17 protein-coding genes are annotated in these 14,861 nt (G+C 36.1%); all 17 read right to left on the bottom strand.

Translation table 11 applies throughout. From position 1 onward, the window contains the following. Nucleotides 1-238: 238 nt before the first annotated feature. On the bottom strand, nucleotides 239-1,948 hold the full coding sequence (locus tag BKP35_RS15760; protein WP_071314326.1) for a proline--tRNA ligase: 1,710 nt from the start codon (nucleotides 1,946-1,948) through the stop codon (nucleotides 239-241). Between the two features lie 33 nt (nucleotides 1,949-1,981). Beyond that, nucleotides 1,982-3,238, bottom strand: coding sequence for an RIP metalloprotease RseP (rseP, locus tag BKP35_RS15755; RefSeq protein WP_071314325.1), 1,257 nt, complete (start codon nucleotides 3,236-3,238; stop codon nucleotides 1,982-1,984). Nucleotides 3,239-3,289: 51 nt separating this feature from the next. After that, on the bottom strand, nucleotides 3,290-4,441 hold the full coding sequence (locus BKP35_RS15750) for a 1-deoxy-D-xylulose-5-phosphate reductoisomerase (protein ID WP_071314324.1): 1,152 nt from the start codon (nucleotides 4,439-4,441) through the stop codon (nucleotides 3,290-3,292). 174 nt (nucleotides 4,442-4,615) lie between these two features. Further along, nucleotides 4,616-5,407: a phosphatidate cytidylyltransferase gene (locus tag BKP35_RS15745; protein ID WP_071314323.1), complete on the bottom strand. Its 792-nt coding sequence runs from the start codon at nucleotides 5,405-5,407 to the stop codon at nucleotides 4,616-4,618. Between the two features lie 15 nt (nucleotides 5,408-5,422). Further along, nucleotides 5,423-6,190, bottom strand: coding sequence for an isoprenyl transferase (locus BKP35_RS15740; RefSeq protein ID WP_071314322.1), 768 nt, complete (start codon nucleotides 6,188-6,190; stop codon nucleotides 5,423-5,425). 162 nt (nucleotides 6,191-6,352) lie between these two features. Then, nucleotides 6,353-6,910 carry a ribosome recycling factor gene (frr, locus tag BKP35_RS15735; protein ID WP_071314321.1) on the bottom strand — a complete coding sequence of 186 codons (558 nt, stop codon included), beginning with the start codon at nucleotides 6,908-6,910 and terminating at the stop codon, nucleotides 6,353-6,355. Further along, nucleotides 6,910-7,635 carry a UMP kinase gene (gene pyrH, locus BKP35_RS15730; RefSeq protein ID WP_071314320.1) on the bottom strand — a complete coding sequence of 242 codons (726 nt, stop codon included), beginning with the start codon at nucleotides 7,633-7,635 and terminating at the stop codon, nucleotides 6,910-6,912. The genes frr and pyrH overlap by 1 nt, the downstream gene beginning before the upstream one ends. Before the next feature lie 61 nt (nucleotides 7,636-7,696). Continuing rightward, entirely contained in the window at nucleotides 7,697-8,575 is an 879-nt protein-coding gene (tsf, locus tag BKP35_RS15725) for a translation elongation factor Ts (RefSeq protein WP_071314319.1), read from the bottom strand. Between the two features lie 134 nt (nucleotides 8,576-8,709). Next, entirely contained in the window at nucleotides 8,710-9,408 is a 699-nt protein-coding gene (gene rpsB, locus BKP35_RS15720) for a 30S ribosomal protein S2 (protein WP_071314318.1), read from the bottom strand. 167 nt (nucleotides 9,409-9,575) lie between these two features. Next, the gene (locus BKP35_RS15715) at nucleotides 9,576-10,091 is read right to left on the bottom strand and encodes a DUF6115 domain-containing protein (RefSeq protein ID WP_071314317.1); all 516 of its coding nucleotides are present in this window, start codon (nucleotides 10,089-10,091) and stop codon (nucleotides 9,576-9,578) included. 260 nt (nucleotides 10,092-10,351) lie between these two features. Beyond that, on the bottom strand, nucleotides 10,352-10,675 hold the full coding sequence (locus tag BKP35_RS15710; protein ID WP_071314316.1) for a hypothetical protein: 324 nt from the start codon (nucleotides 10,673-10,675) through the stop codon (nucleotides 10,352-10,354). Between the two features lie 30 nt (nucleotides 10,676-10,705). Beyond that, complete coding sequence (locus tag BKP35_RS15705) at nucleotides 10,706-12,085, bottom strand: DUF342 domain-containing protein (RefSeq protein ID WP_071314315.1); 1,380 nt, start codon at nucleotides 12,083-12,085, stop codon at nucleotides 10,706-10,708. Between the two features lie 53 nt (nucleotides 12,086-12,138). Beyond that, nucleotides 12,139-12,909, bottom strand: coding sequence for a FliA/WhiG family RNA polymerase sigma factor (locus BKP35_RS15700; RefSeq protein WP_071314314.1), 771 nt, complete (start codon nucleotides 12,907-12,909; stop codon nucleotides 12,139-12,141). Between the two features lie 11 nt (nucleotides 12,910-12,920). Beyond that, nucleotides 12,921-13,238, bottom strand: a complete 318-nt coding sequence (locus tag BKP35_RS15695; protein ID WP_071314313.1) for a hypothetical protein — start codon at nucleotides 13,236-13,238, stop codon at nucleotides 12,921-12,923. Beyond that, complete coding sequence (locus BKP35_RS15690; RefSeq protein WP_071314312.1) at nucleotides 13,238-13,726, bottom strand: chemotaxis protein CheD; 489 nt, start codon at nucleotides 13,724-13,726, stop codon at nucleotides 13,238-13,240. The genes BKP35_RS15695 and BKP35_RS15690 overlap by 1 nt, the downstream gene beginning before the upstream one ends. After that, nucleotides 13,719-14,360: a chemotaxis protein CheC gene (locus BKP35_RS15685; RefSeq protein WP_071314311.1), complete on the bottom strand. Its 642-nt coding sequence runs from the start codon at nucleotides 14,358-14,360 to the stop codon at nucleotides 13,719-13,721. The genes BKP35_RS15690 and BKP35_RS15685 overlap by 8 nt, the downstream gene beginning before the upstream one ends. Further along, nucleotides 14,360-14,839 (bottom strand): chemotaxis protein CheW, encoded by a 480-nt coding sequence (locus BKP35_RS15680; protein WP_071314310.1) that lies wholly within the window; start codon nucleotides 14,837-14,839, stop codon nucleotides 14,360-14,362. Before BKP35_RS15680 ends, BKP35_RS15685 begins: the two co-directional genes overlap by 1 nt. Between the last annotated feature and the right edge of the window lie 22 nt (nucleotides 14,840-14,861).

Below are 14,861 nucleotides of genomic sequence, written 5' to 3'. Positions count from 1 at the left end.
CCATTAAGCATCTATATGTAGTTGCGTTAAACCACTCGCAACTACATATAGTTTGATATGGCTCATTTTAGGTAATTATGAAATTCACTCAGTTTACGGCAAAAATATTGACTCAAAAGGAAAGTGTCAGTTACTTAAGAAGCTATTCATAGACTTTGTAATAAACAAATCTCTATAAATAGCATCCACTTAAGGTAACAGACACTTATGAGCCAGTTTCTATTATATCATTAGTTAATTACGCTAAGCGATCATTTAATTCATGTAAAACACTAATAAGTTCATTAGTGCTTACTTCTAGTACTTCATCCGTTTTTCGGTTTTTCACTTCTACAATACCATCAGCTGCTTTTTTACCGACCGTAACCCTAATTGGCAAGCCAATGAGATCAGAATCAGTAAATTTAACTCCAGGACGCTCTGCACGGTCATCAAAAAGGACATCAAATCCTGACTGTTTCAATTGATTATATAAATCTTCTGAAAGCTGCTTTTGCTCTTCATTTTTCATATTAATTGCTATTAAGTGAAGATCAAACGGTGCCACAGATGTTGGCCAAACGATCCCTTTTTCATCGTGATGTTGTTCAATTGTAGCAGCGAGCACTCTCGTTACACCGATCCCATAGCACCCCATGATCATTGGCTTTGTTTTTCCGTTCTCGTCGAGGAATACGGCACCCATCGCTTCACTATATCTTGTCCCTAATTTAAAGACGTGACCCACTTCGATTCCTTCAGCAAATTTAATGGTGCCTTTTCCATCAGGAGAAGCATCTCCTTCTTGGATAAACCTAACGTCCATATATTCTTTAACAGAAAAATCTCTTAGGGGATTTACATTTTTAAAATGTTTATCTTTTTCATTTGCTCCGCAAACACCATTGACGATATATTGAACAGCCTTATCCGCTACTATTTCAACCTCTTGTGAGTCATTAATTGGACCGATAAAACCTGGTTCGCAATTCATATATTTGATCGTTTCCTCCGTTGATGCTAATTCAACAACTTGAGCATTATAAAAGTGTTTAATTTTAACATCGTTTACTTCGTGGTCACCACGTACTAAAGCTAGAACCGGTTTTTCATCAACAATAAACAACACCGCTTTAATCAGCTTATTTTTGCCTATATTTAATGAACTTTGGAGTTCATCAATCGTTTTTAACTGAGGAGTATCGAATTTTTCAAGCGAACTTTCTTTTTCATCACTGTTCTCGTATTTTGAAATTACTGGTGCGATTTCAATATTGGCAGCATAACTACTAGTATCTGAGTAAGCAATCGTATCTTCTCCGATGCTTGAAAGAACCATAAATTCATGTGTATCTTTACCACCCATCGCTCCTGAATCTGCAACTACAGCTCGAAAATCTAACCCACATCTTTTAAATATGTTCGTATAAGCTTCAAACATACTTTCATAACTTTTGTCTAAACCCTCTTGGGTAGTATCGAAAGAATAGGCGTCTTTCATAATAAACTCTCGTGATCTAAGAACGCCAAAACGGGGTCTTCTCTCATCTCTAAATTTCGTTTGAATTTGATATAGCGTCATCGGTAACCGTTTATAAGATTTAACGTCATCCCTAACTAACGTCGTAATAACTTCTTCATGTGTTGGCCCTAATGCGAACTCTCGTTTATGACGATCGAAAAAACGCATTAACTCCGGACCATAAGCGTCCCAACGTCCGCTTTCCTGCCAAAGTTCCGCAGGTTGAACAGCAGGCATTAATAATTCTTGTGCCCCAGCAGCATCCATTTCTTCTCTAACGATGTTTTCCACCTTTTTAAGTGCTCGCATGCCTAATGGTAAAAAAGAATAGACCCCTGAAGCTGTTTGTCTAATTAACCCTGCACGTAGCATTAACTGATGACTACTCACTTCTGCATCAGATGGCACATCTCTAAGTGTCGGACTTAAATAATGATTTTGCCTCATTTAAAACACCTCTATATATAGTTTTGAGTTTTACTATAAAAAGAATTTATTAATATCGTTCCATGTAACAACTAGCATTAAGAGCATCAATAATGCAAATCCAACAAAATGAACAATTCCTTCTTTTTGTGGATCCATCGGCTTTCCACGAACTGCTTCTAAACCGATAAACATTAACCTACCACCGTCTAATGCTGGTAATGGTAATAAGTTAATGATTCCTAAATTTATACTTAAAATTGCAGCCCATTGCATTAACACTAAAATGCCCATTTCAGCTGCTTGGCCAGTGTAATTATAGATTCCTACTGGACCAGATAAATGATCTAAGGTAAATTGACCAGTAATTAACATTCCTAAACTTTGGATGATAAGCACGATGAACTCGTATGTTTGCGTGAATCCAAACATCAGTGAACCAAGAACAGAAAACTCTGTCGGTGGAAATACACCGATGTAACCATCCATTTCTTCGTTAGGTCCGATACGCTCATGAGGAGTAACTGGTACTTGAAACACTTTACCATTTCTGTCTACTGTAAACATTAACTCTTGGTTAGGGTTTCTTTGAATGACGCTCGTTAAATCTGTCCACGTTTCTAATGGTTTTCCATCAATGGCAACAACGAGATCACCTTCTTCAAGTCCTGCTTCAATTGCTGCACCTTCAGGGATCACTTCTCCGACCATCGGTTTATCAATGGGGATCCCTTGAAGAAGAGAAAAAGCAAATAAAATGACAACCGCTAAAGCAAAGTTCATCGCGGGCCCAGCAAAAATAGCAATCGCTCGCTCTGTTAATGTTTTTGACCCAAATTGGCGGTTATAAGGTGCAATTTGCGTACGTTGTTCATCATATATAAAGTCAGCTTTCGGGTCTACAAAATACGTTTGAAGCTGTTCATCTTCCGCATAACCTTCGATCATTAACTTATGTTCTAAATCAATTTTCTCGACCGTAATTACTTTAGCTTCTGGGTGTTTCGATTTATTGTTGATAACAATATCTTTCACTTTTCCAGTCGCCGAAAAAACTAGTCCAATTTGATAACCCGGCTTTATTTCAATCATTTCTGGATCTTCTCCAGCCATCCGAACAAATCCACCTAGGGGTAAAAGGCGTATTGTATAAACGGTTTCATCCTTTTTATATGAGAAAAGCTTAGGACCAAATCCTATAGCAAACTCTCTACATAAAATTCCGGCACGCTTAGCAAATATTAAGTGTCCAAGCTCATGGATGAATACGAGCAATCCAAATATAATGATGATGGAAATAAATGTATTCATTAAACCACAACCTTTTTTTTATTTCACAATAATTGGTACTTTATTGTGATCTCATTTTACCATCAAAGTTTTTACAAGTTGACGTGTTTGGAAATCAATGTCTTGAATGACTTCAAGTGAAGGCGAAGCTATGTATGTGTGCTCATCAAGAGTGCGCTCAATCGCTTCTTCAATTTGTAAAAAAGAAATTTCCCCCTCTAAAAATAATGAAACAGCTTGTTCATTTGCCGCATTTAACACCGTCGGATACGATCCACCTTTGCGACCTGCTTCAAAGGCAAAATCCAAGCATCTAAATCGATCAAATGATGGTTTAGAAAAATGTAACTTCCCGATTTCTGATAAATTCAATCGCTTTTTACCTTCTAATTGTAGGCGCTCTGGATAAGTTAAGGCAAATTGAATAGGAACTTTCATATCAGGTGTCCCTAGTTGAGCAATCACACTTCCATCCATAAATTCTACCATTGAGTGGATGATACTTTCTTGATGTAGTAATACATCAATTTTTTCATACGACATGTCAAACAACCAATGCGCCTCTATAACTTCAAGACCTTTATTCATCATTGTTGCCGAATCAATCGTAATTTTTGCACCCATTGACCAATTCGGATGATTTAGGGCATCATCAACCGTCACATTTTTAAGCTCAGAACGGTCTTTATCGCGAAAACTTCCGCCAGACGCAGTTAAAATTAGCTTTTCAACTTCTTTTAGTCGCTCCCCTTGCAAACATTGAAATATAGCCGAATGTTCACTATCGACAGGGAGTAACTGTGTATTATATTTCTTAGCCTCACTCGTTACGATGTGACCGGCGGTTACTAACGTTTCTTTATTAGCAATCGCTATTGTTTTCCCTGCTCGTATTGCTGATAATGTCGGTCTTAGGCCGACACTACCTAACACCGCATTAACGAGAATATCAGCGTCATTGTTAGCCGCAACTTCTTCGATGCCTTCATTTCCATACATTAACTTTACGGTATTAGGAACTTCCTTCAAAAGTTTATCATAATCCTCTTTAAATTGTACTGAAACAAGCTTAGGTTTATACTCAATAATTTGTTTTAAGCCTAGCTCAATATTTTTCCCAATCGAAAGAGCTTCAAGTTGAAACTTGTCAGGGTGACTAGCGATCACCTCTAATGTTTGGGTACCAATTGAACCAGTAGCGCCTAGCAAACTGATTTTTTTCATTTTAAACTCCTCACACTTTAGTAATTCGTTCTTAAATATGTAAATTACTACTTAAGTCAATGAATTTCATCATTCATTATTCTCGCCACCAAGATCAATATATAGTTGCGTCAAAAACATTCGCAAACTATATATTTCGTGATGTGGCTCATTTTTGGTAATTATGAAGTTCACTCAAATAAACTGAAATAAGTATAAAATTGGCATCACAAAAATTAAACTATCAAAACGATCTAAAATTCCACCGTGCCCAGGTAGAATTTGCCCCGAATCTTTCACACTGTAATGACGTTTCAATGCGGATTCAACAAGGTCCCCTAATTGTCCTATTACAGAAACTACAATGATCATTAAAATTACCTTGAGGAGATCATCAAAAACGATAAAAAAAGAATGATAAATAAGACCGATAACGAGCGCACAAAAAAGCCCACCTAAAGAACCTTCAATTGTTTTTTTCGGACTGATTTCTGGCCACAACTTTCTTTTGCCAAATGACCTACCTGCAAAATAAGCGCCAGAATCAGTGGACCAAATTAAGAACAAAATAAAAAACACTAATGTTAAGCCTTGTTCAAGTAGTCTCGTCTCAATTAAAAAGTGAAAACCAAAACCTACATACGCGGAAGATATTAGTATAAATCCAACATCATCAAAGGTTATAGTGTTTTTCATTACTACAGTGAGAGCCAGTAAAATTAATAGAATTGATAAAATAAATTCTCCTCGACTTATATGTATGAAAGTATTTTCAAGCAACGTATTTGGAATCGTGACAGACAACAAAAGTAATAAGCTAACGATTCCAACAAACGAAGTTGGACGAATGTCTTTCATTTTTAACAACTCAACCATTGCAATTAATGCTAACGACATTATCACTAAAGTAAATGGGAGTCCACCGATTAAGACTAACAGTATAAATGCTATTCCAGCAATAACCCCCGTTATTATTCTCTCTTTCATTGGAAGTTCTCCTTTCTATATACCACCATAGCGTCTTGTTCGCTGTTGGTAAACTTCAATCGCCTCTAAGAAATGTTGTTCTGTGAAGTCTGGCCATAGAACATCCGTAAACCAAAACTCGGTGTAAGCAAGTTGCCACAACATAAAGTTACTTAAGCGAATTTCACCACTTGTCCTAATTAATAAATCAGGATCCCTTAGCTCTTGTGTCATTAAATACTGTCCAACTAGTTCATCATTTATACTTTGAGAATTAACTTTGCCGGTGTTCACATCTTCAGCAATTTGTTGTATAGCTGATACGATCTCGTCACGACTTCCATAATTTAAAGCAAAATTTAATACTAATCCTGTATTCGATTTTGTTTTTTCAATGGCATTATCGACGGCATTAATGGTATGTGCTGGTAAACTATCTTTGCACCCCATTAGACGTACCTTTACATTTTCTTCGATCAATTTAGGTAACTCAACGCTTAAATAACGTTCTGGAAGACGCATTAAAAAATCAACTTCATTTTTAGGTCTTTTCCAATTTTCTGTAGAAAAAGCATATAAAGTAAGGACTTCTACTCCTAAACTGTTGGCCTTTTTTACAATTTTATTTATAACACTCATACCTTCACGGTGACCAGCTATTCTAGGTAAACCACGCTTTTTTGCCCAGCGTCCATTTCCATCCATAATGATCGCTACGTGCTTCGGAACATTTTCTAAATTGACCCCTTCTATTTCTTTTCCTTGTTCGGCTTTTGCTTTCCATTTTGAGAGCTTATCAAGCATTTCGTTGTCCCCCATAGAAATTACTTATATTTTTACACGCTTTAACAATTGTATATGATAAATAACTTCTTCACAATGTTTTAGACGTATTTTATAAGAATAAAAAAACCCCCTGATAAAAATAGAGGGTCTATTCATTATTCTATTTTACATTGGAATATATTACACTTCCATAATTTCTTGTTCTTTATTATTTGCCACTTCATCGATTTTGGCAATTTCATTATCAGTTAATTTTTGTACATCGTCAGTGCTACGACGTAATTCATCCTCTGTAATTTCGCCATCTTTTTGAATTTTTTTCAATTCATCATTGGCGTCACGACGAATATTACGAATTGCCACTTTAGCTTCTTCTGCATATTTTTTTACTAACTTTACTAAGTCACGACGTCTTTCTTCTGTCAGCGGCGGGATCGTAATTCGAATCACAGACCCATCATTCGAAGGACTTAACCCTAAGTCAGATTTTTGGATCGCTCTGTCAATATCGTTAAGAGCAGTTTTATCATAAGGTTGAATTAATAATAACCTTGCTTCTGGGACTGTAACAGACGCTACTTGATTTAATGGCGTCGGAACTCCATAATATTCTACTTGTACTTTATCTAAAATCGATGGGTTAGCACGACCAGCACGTAATGTTGAAAGTTCACGACGTAATGCTTCGATCGCTTTATTCATTTTTTCTTCTGCTGATTTTAATACTTCTTTACTCATTATTCATTCCCCCTAACAATAGTTCCGATATTTTCTCCTAAAACAACACGTTTAATATTTCCTTCTTCCATAATAGAAAATACAATCAGTGGAATATCATTATCCATACATAAAGATGATGCCGTTGAATCCATGACTGCTAAACCTTCTTTTAAAACATCTAAGTATGTTAATGTATCGTATTTTTTTGCAGTTTCATCAATAGAAGGATCTGCACTATAAACACCATCAACTTTATTTTTAGCCATTAAAATAACTTCAGCCTCAATTTCAGCTGCCCTTAATGCGGCTGTAGTATCCGTTGAGAAGTAGGGATTACCAGTACCTCCGGCAAATATTACAACACGACTTTTTTCTAAATGTCTGATCGCTCTTCTTCTTATGTACGGTTCAGCAACTTGACGCATTTCTATAGATGTTTGTACGCGAGTTGGAACATCAATGTTTTCTAAGCTATCTTGAAGTGCTAAAGAGTTCATTACAGTAGCTAACATCCCCATATAATCAGCAGTGGCACGATCCATGCCTTTCGCACTTCCAGCCATACCACGCCAAATGTTACCGCCACCAACGATAATTGCTACTTCTACATCTAGAGAAACAATTTCTTTAATTTGTTCAGCAATCGATTGGATAACTGTAGGGTCAATTCCATAACCTTGCTCTCCAGCTAACGCTTCTCCGCTTAGTTTTAGTACTATTCTCTTAAATTTTGGTTTTTCCATTTTTACCTCCAGTAGTCAAAAACAATTTGGAAAAAGGGACACAGAGTGCCCCTGAATCAACTTACTTTTTAACTTGAGACATTACTTCTTCAGCAAAGTTTTCTTCGCGTTTTTCCATACCTTCGCCTACTTCGTAACGAATGAAACCTTTCACTGAAGCATCTTTGTTACTAACATATTTCCCTACTTTTTGATCTCCATCTTTAACGAAAGGTTGATCAAGTAAGCAAATATCTTCAAAGTACTTACTTAAGCGTCCTTCAACCATTTTAGCGACGATGTTTTCAGGTTTCCCTTCATTCAATGCTTGCTGTGTTAAAACTTCACGCTCACGTGCCACTTCTTCTTCAGAAACTTCGTCACGAGATACATACGAAGGTTTAATTGCTGCTACGTGCATTGCTACGTCCTTAGCTAATTCTTCATCATTAGTTCCTTCAAGAATCGTAACAACACCAATTTTTCCACCCATGTGTAAATAGGCACCAAAAACATCGTTGTCAGTTTTTTCTACAATTTCAAAACGACGTAATGAAATTTTTTCTCCAATTTTTGCAATCTGTGTATTGATATACTCTTGAAGAGTTGTATTTTCATGTGCTTGTCCTAAAGCTTCTTCAACTGTTTGAGGAGCATTTTTAAGAATGCTAGTCGCTACGTCAGCAACAAGATTTTTAAAGTTTTCATTTTTTGCAACGAAGTCAGTTTCAGAGTTCACTTCAACGATTGCCGCTTTATTGCCTTCAACTCCAACATAAGCTAACCCTTCTGCTGCAATTCGATCAGCTTTTTTCGCTGCTTTGGCGATTCCCTTCTCACGAAGTAGATCAATCGCCTTTTCCATATCACCATCAGTTTCAGTAAGTGCTTTTTTACAATCCATCATACCTGCACCTGTTTTTTCACGTAGTTCTTTTACCATGCTTGCAGTAATTGCCATTATTTTTCCTCCTTCAATTATGTACTAAATCACAAGACTTTATGGTTCATCTGCTTAGTATAGATATTTTTTCATTTTTTTAAAAGGGTGGTAAAGGGTAAAACCCTTTACCACCCTTTGAGAGCAAAATTAAATTATGCTGACGTTTCTTCACCTTGGTTAGCTTCGATAATTGCATCTGCAACTTTACCAGTAAGAAGTTTTACTGCACGAATTGCATCATCGTTACCAGGAATAACGTAGTCAATTTCATCCGGATCACAGTTCGTATCAACGATAGCCACGATTGGAATGTTTAATTTTTGAGCTTCTGCAATTGCAATGCGCTCTTTACGTGGATCAATGATGAATAAAGCATCAGGAATGCCTTTCATATCTTTAATTCCACCTAAGAATTTTTCAAGACGATCCATTTCTTTTTTTAGAAGGATAACTTCTTTTTTAGGAAGAACTTCGAAAGTGCCATCTTCTTGCATTCTTTCTAATTCTTTCAAACGAGAAATACGCTTTTGAATTGTTTCAAAATTCGTTAAAGTACCACCTAACCAACGTTGGTTAATAAAGTACATGCCACAACGCTCAGCTTCTTCTTTTACAGAATCTTGAGCTTGTTTCTTTGTACCAACAAAAAGTACCTTACCACCTTGAGCAGCTAAGTCTCTTACGAAATAGTAAGCTTCCTCAACTTTTTTGACCGTCTTTTGAAGGTCAATAATATAAATTCCGTTTCTTTCGGTGAAGATGTAGCGATCCATTTTTGGGTTCCAACGACGAGTTTGATGACCGAAGTGAACACCAGCTTCTAATAATTGTTTCATGGAGATTACGCCCATTCTTCACACCTCCTTTATGGTTTTATTTTTCCTCCGCTCGCATCCTCTTTACGTAAGACTACTAAGATAACCAAAGTAGCACCTTTACATAAATTAACGAACGTGTGTGATTAACACCGAGATTTACTATACCATACTCAGTTTTTAATGGCAAGTAGTAGATGGTTTTATTTATGAAATTTCAATAATAATTGTACTTCTCCATCACCAATATTAAGCGTTTTGGCAATTTCTTTCGTTGAATACCCCTGTTTCGCTAATGACAAAATTTGGCCAGTCGTTGACTGCTCGACAGTATCTTCTGTTTCCGTTATTTGTGGTGGCAAATAGTCCCCTTCAAGAACATCTTTATTAAGTTCGTCTTGCTCTGAATATATAGACTGCTTAACCGGCTTTTCTTGCACAGTGTTTTTTGTTCGAGTTTGTTCATACGTTTTTACTGTGTTAAATTGTAAATTTTCTTGTGTTTTCCTTTTTTGTATAATTTTATTTACAAGCTTTTCATTTTCTTCTTTCATCTCTGCAGTGTATGCGATTAATAAATCTTCAATTTCTCGTTTCATCTTTTCATTTTCAGCAGTGCCAGAAGAAGGCTTCATTGTATTAACTTTTTGAACTAGTACTACAATGATAAACAATGTTATTAAATGTAATAAAAAACTGATTGCTAATAAATAACCCATATTTCCTCCTATCAAGAAAAGCGCAAGGCGCCCGCCTATCGGCGAAAACCACTGGAAGACCTGCCCGTAGCGGTCAGGTTTTAGACCGCAAGGGAAGGACTGAAGTGGTCGAGCCGATGGCGCCTGAAGCTAGACAACTTTCAAAGTTCAAATATTAAACTTTAACTTTTTAAAAAGCGCAAGTCGCCCGCCTTTAAGAATAAATGAGTTAAAAGACAAGAGTTCTGTCCCTTAACTCATTTATTTTTAAAAGATAATAATTACCCTGAAAAGTCAATATGATTCCCTTTATACGGATGTATTGCATACGTTTCTTCGAGAGGACTATCTTCCATCCCTTGCTTTTCTTCCTTATTCGTTTGAGATTGAGAATGCCCACGTCTTTCATCGTCATTATTTAAGCGCTTTCTTTCACTTTCTGTCGTCTCTAACACTTGTTTGCGCTTTTTCTCGTCGGTTTTATTTTGTTCACTAGCGATATTCGCTTGAGAAACTTGGCCTCTTTGCTGAAGTTGATCTTGGATTTTTCCTACATTTTGGGTGCGAGGTATAGCGACTTGCATTTCAATAGCTTTTAAACTCATGAAATCCCCTCCAATTTCATCATTAAAGGCTTATAAAGGTCCAACTTTAATTTCCCCATCTTCTAAATAAATCTTTACAAACTGATGACTAGCAACAATTTTTCGTCGATACTTTCCAAAGTGGACGTCGACATTTGAGAATATTTTATTTTCAACCGTCAAAAACGCTCCACCGGATTGCGAGAATATTTCTTTTAAATCCTCCAACTTTTCCTTGGCTTCAATCATCGTATCATTGGCTTGATTAATGGTGTTACGAATACGCAGTTTCATAATTTTTTCTTTTGCAGATAAAGACGTACTTTTTTCTTTTTCATTTAAGTTTTTCAGTAAAATGAGTAGTTTTTGTAAATCTTCCTCAGATTTCTTTAAATGATCACTATATATTTTTTCTTTTTTCATGATTTCATGGTTTACCCCTAAGTATAAGGAGGTTTTTGTGTTATGTGTGTTTCCTACTTCTTTTACAGTAATATTCTTCGCTGCAGAAACATTTCCACCAACAATGTTTCCTTTACCTCTATTACAAAAAATATTTCCACCAGCTTGAACGTTACTATGTAAAATCGATTGAATAACGTTAATATCACCTTCAACTTCGACATTGGCTTGGTTAATAAACGATGTATGTAGGTCACCTTTCGCTTTTATTAAGCCTTGACCTTGACCAACGATTCCGGCTGATACAAAAATAGAGCCTTCCGAATTAAGAATAGCACTTTCTACCGTACCATGAATTTTGATATCGCCTTTACTTTTAATTTCAAACCCTGCTGGAACATTGCCACGAATTTCAACAGAGCCAATGAAAGATATGTTTCCTACTTTCAAATCTAAATCCCCGTTCACCTCAAATACAGGAAATACGTGAATTACTTTTGGTTCAACAGACATTTGTCCATCAGTCGTGGCAATTAATTTCAAACCACTATCATCTATACGAGTATTCTTACCGGTTCGTAGCTTAAAATCTTTTCCTGGCTTTGCAGAAATTTCCTCACCGAAAATGTTCTTCCCTGAGGTTCCAGCAGTCGCCGGGATTTTTTCTCCTATGATTTGCCCATGTGTCACAGATGGGATATTTAAAACCTGTTTTAAATCTACTTTACGAAGGTCTTCTTTATTTTCAATTTCTTTTGTTTCAGGGAATATTGGTTTTAAGAAAGCATCTACACCATCTACCGGTGAAAGGCCTTCCGCTATAGCTAGAGGTAAAGTAGCCTCACCTAAAGTAATTTTTTGAAGTAATTCTTCTTTCACGCCAAATACAATACCATGTTCATTAACAAAAGACTTTAATTCATCAAGAGTTAAATCGTCATCTTGTTCTAGTTTCTTTCTTTGAGTAATTGTAGCTTTCAACTTTTTCTTATCTACTTGTATTTCAAAAAAGTCATCTAGGTGGCTCATCTCATCAAATCCCCTCTACCCAAACTTCCTTGAAGAAGTACTTAATGCTCACGTTAAAAGACTGGCATTCCTTTCGAAAACACCTGTTTTAGTCGAAAAAGTGCTTTAGAGTGTATTTGAGAAATTCTTGATGTCGATAACCCCATAATTTCGCCTATCTCAGTTAATGTTAGCTCATCAAAGTAAAATAAACTAATGACTAGTTGTTCTTTTTCATTTAAACTTTCGATTACTCGAACAAGTTCATTATGTGTAGCTTTTTTTAATGTTTCTTCTTCCGGTGTTAGTGTCGTATGATCCTTTAACGTATTTTTATAAGTATCTTCACGATCTGAGTCCGTTGTTTTTTCATCGATGGAGAGTAAATTAGCTACAAAACTTTCGCTCATTACTTGAAGAACTTCATCCTCTGTTAATTCTAACACGTCAGCAACTTCTTTAGCTGTAACATAGCGAGAGTATTTTTGTTCTAACTTCTCGACGGCTGCATCGACTTTTTTGGAACGCTCCCTTAACGTACGCGGTAACCAGTCTTCTTGTCTAAGACCATCAATAATCGAACCACGAATTCGAAATGAAGCGTATGTATCAAATTTTAAATCACGTGTAGTATCAAACTTTTCTAAAGCATCATATAAACCAAGTAGTGCATGGCTTCTTAAATCTTCTTTGTTTACATTCCGAGGTAAACCTACCGATACCCTTTGAACATGATAATCTACAAGTGGTAAATAAGTTCGTATTAATTCATCGCAAGCGTCATTATCTCGTTCTTCAATCCACCTTTTCCAAACAAGATCGTCCTTCTCTCTTATACGAGGCATTTTCATCCTCCTTAATCATTTATAAGATCTTTAACATAATTAGTAGCTTTCTCGATATCAACTTCTGTATACTCAACTTTATTATTCGTAGCTTTTCCATCGTCTTTAGCTTCTATTTCACTTTTTTGTATTTGCATACCTTTAGTATCTTTCGATGCTATCATCCAAATCCAACGAAAGAAGTAAGTAATCAAATAAAAAGAAACAAAAGTAAAACAAGCACGTATAAAAGAAGTTAAAACAGTATTCGTTGTCATAGATCCTATAAATACTAATAAAAATGCAGTAATACTAAAGAAAAAGTTTATAATCCAAGAACCAATAAACATTAAATTTCTGAAACTCCTTGACTTACAGTACGAATCGATAACTTACTAGTTTCAGGGTCAAACTCAATTGTTCTACCACTAGTACCACCAACATCTTCACTTACAATACGAATTCTTAATTCTTTCAGCTTTTCTTTTACAGCGTCTACATTTCTCGGGCCAATTCTCATCATTTCACTTGAAGTAGAAAACTTAAACATTTGAGCGCCACCTGCTAATTTTGCTTTTAAGCGAGTTTGATTAGCACCATTGCTTTTTAATTTATCTAATAAAACTTCAAGAGCTGTGTCTGCATATTTAGCTTTATTCATCGAATCTGCTTTCGCTAAAGATGAACTTGGCAGCATAACATGTGCCATGCCACAAACCTTTAAAATTTCATCATAAATTATTACGCCCACACACGACCCTAAGCCAGATGTGCGGATCTTTTGTGGTGGTTTTGCCACATTTAAATCCGCCATACCCACTTTGACAATCTCACTCATTGATCGGTACTCCTAATGCTTGAAAAATCTTCTCGTAAGAGCCAGGATCAGGTAGTAAGAAGAAATGTCCAGTAGTCTTTTGCGAATTCTCATCTATTTTCTCTAATATTTCTGTATCAATGACAATCGCATAATCCCCTACTTGTGAAAGTTCTAATAGTCCGTAACTCAATATCGCTATGGCCATATCAATACTAAGAGCGGGTACAGACGGCTGTAAGTTAAGTTTCGTAAAATCTGAAAAAGCTGATAAATAAGACCCAGCTAAAATATTTCCTAATTCTTGTAAAGCTGATAACCCTAACTCTGAATATGGAGGGTGATTTAAATCAAAGTCTTCATCACCTGTTAAATATTGAATAAGTCTAGTGGCTTCATTAACAGGAAGCATAAAAAACATATTACCAGGTGCTTCGCCTTCAATTCTTAAGAAAATAGCTGCTACTACGTTGTCTGACCCACCAACCAACTCAGTGATCCCATCAAAAGAAGTAACACGAACTGAAGGTACTTTCATATCGATCGTTTTATTTAATAATTTAGATAACGCCGTTGCGGCATGCCCCGCACCAATGTTACCAACTTCCTTTAAAATATCTAAGTGGTGGGGTTGAATTCGATTAATGAAGCTCATTATCCATTTGCCTCAATGGACTTAATTTCTTTAATCTCTTTAGGGTTTAACACTTTCGCTAAGTTCAATAAGATTAACAGGCGCTTTTCCATTTTGGCAACTCCGCGTAAATATTCTGCCTCAATACCACCAACAACTTCAGGTGGTGGCTCTATGATATCGTTTGGTATATCAACAACATCATTAGCCGCATCGACAATTAAACCCACTTCCATATCACCTACAGCAACAATGATAATGCGAGTGCTATCATTACTTTCGACTTCATCGATGCCAAAACGATTTCGAAGCTCAATAATTGGTGTGACTACACCTCGTAAATTAATGACTCCTTTAACAAAATCAGGTGTTCTAGGTACCCTTGTAATATGTTGCATTCGTTCAATAGAACGTACTTGGTTTACTTCAACACCATATTCTTCATCTTTCAGTTGAAAAACAATAACCTTTATTTCATTTACTAAGTTACTTTCACTCATAAGTACCCTCCTAGCAATATGC

It is taken from the genome of Anaerobacillus arseniciselenatis, assembly GCF_001865995.1.
GTDB classification, from domain to species: domain Bacteria; phylum Bacillota; class Bacilli; order Bacillales; family Anaerobacillaceae; genus Anaerobacillus; species Anaerobacillus arseniciselenatis.
The sequence above is the reverse complement of the archived record's forward strand: the minus strand, read 5'-3'. Positions and strand labels throughout refer to the sequence as shown.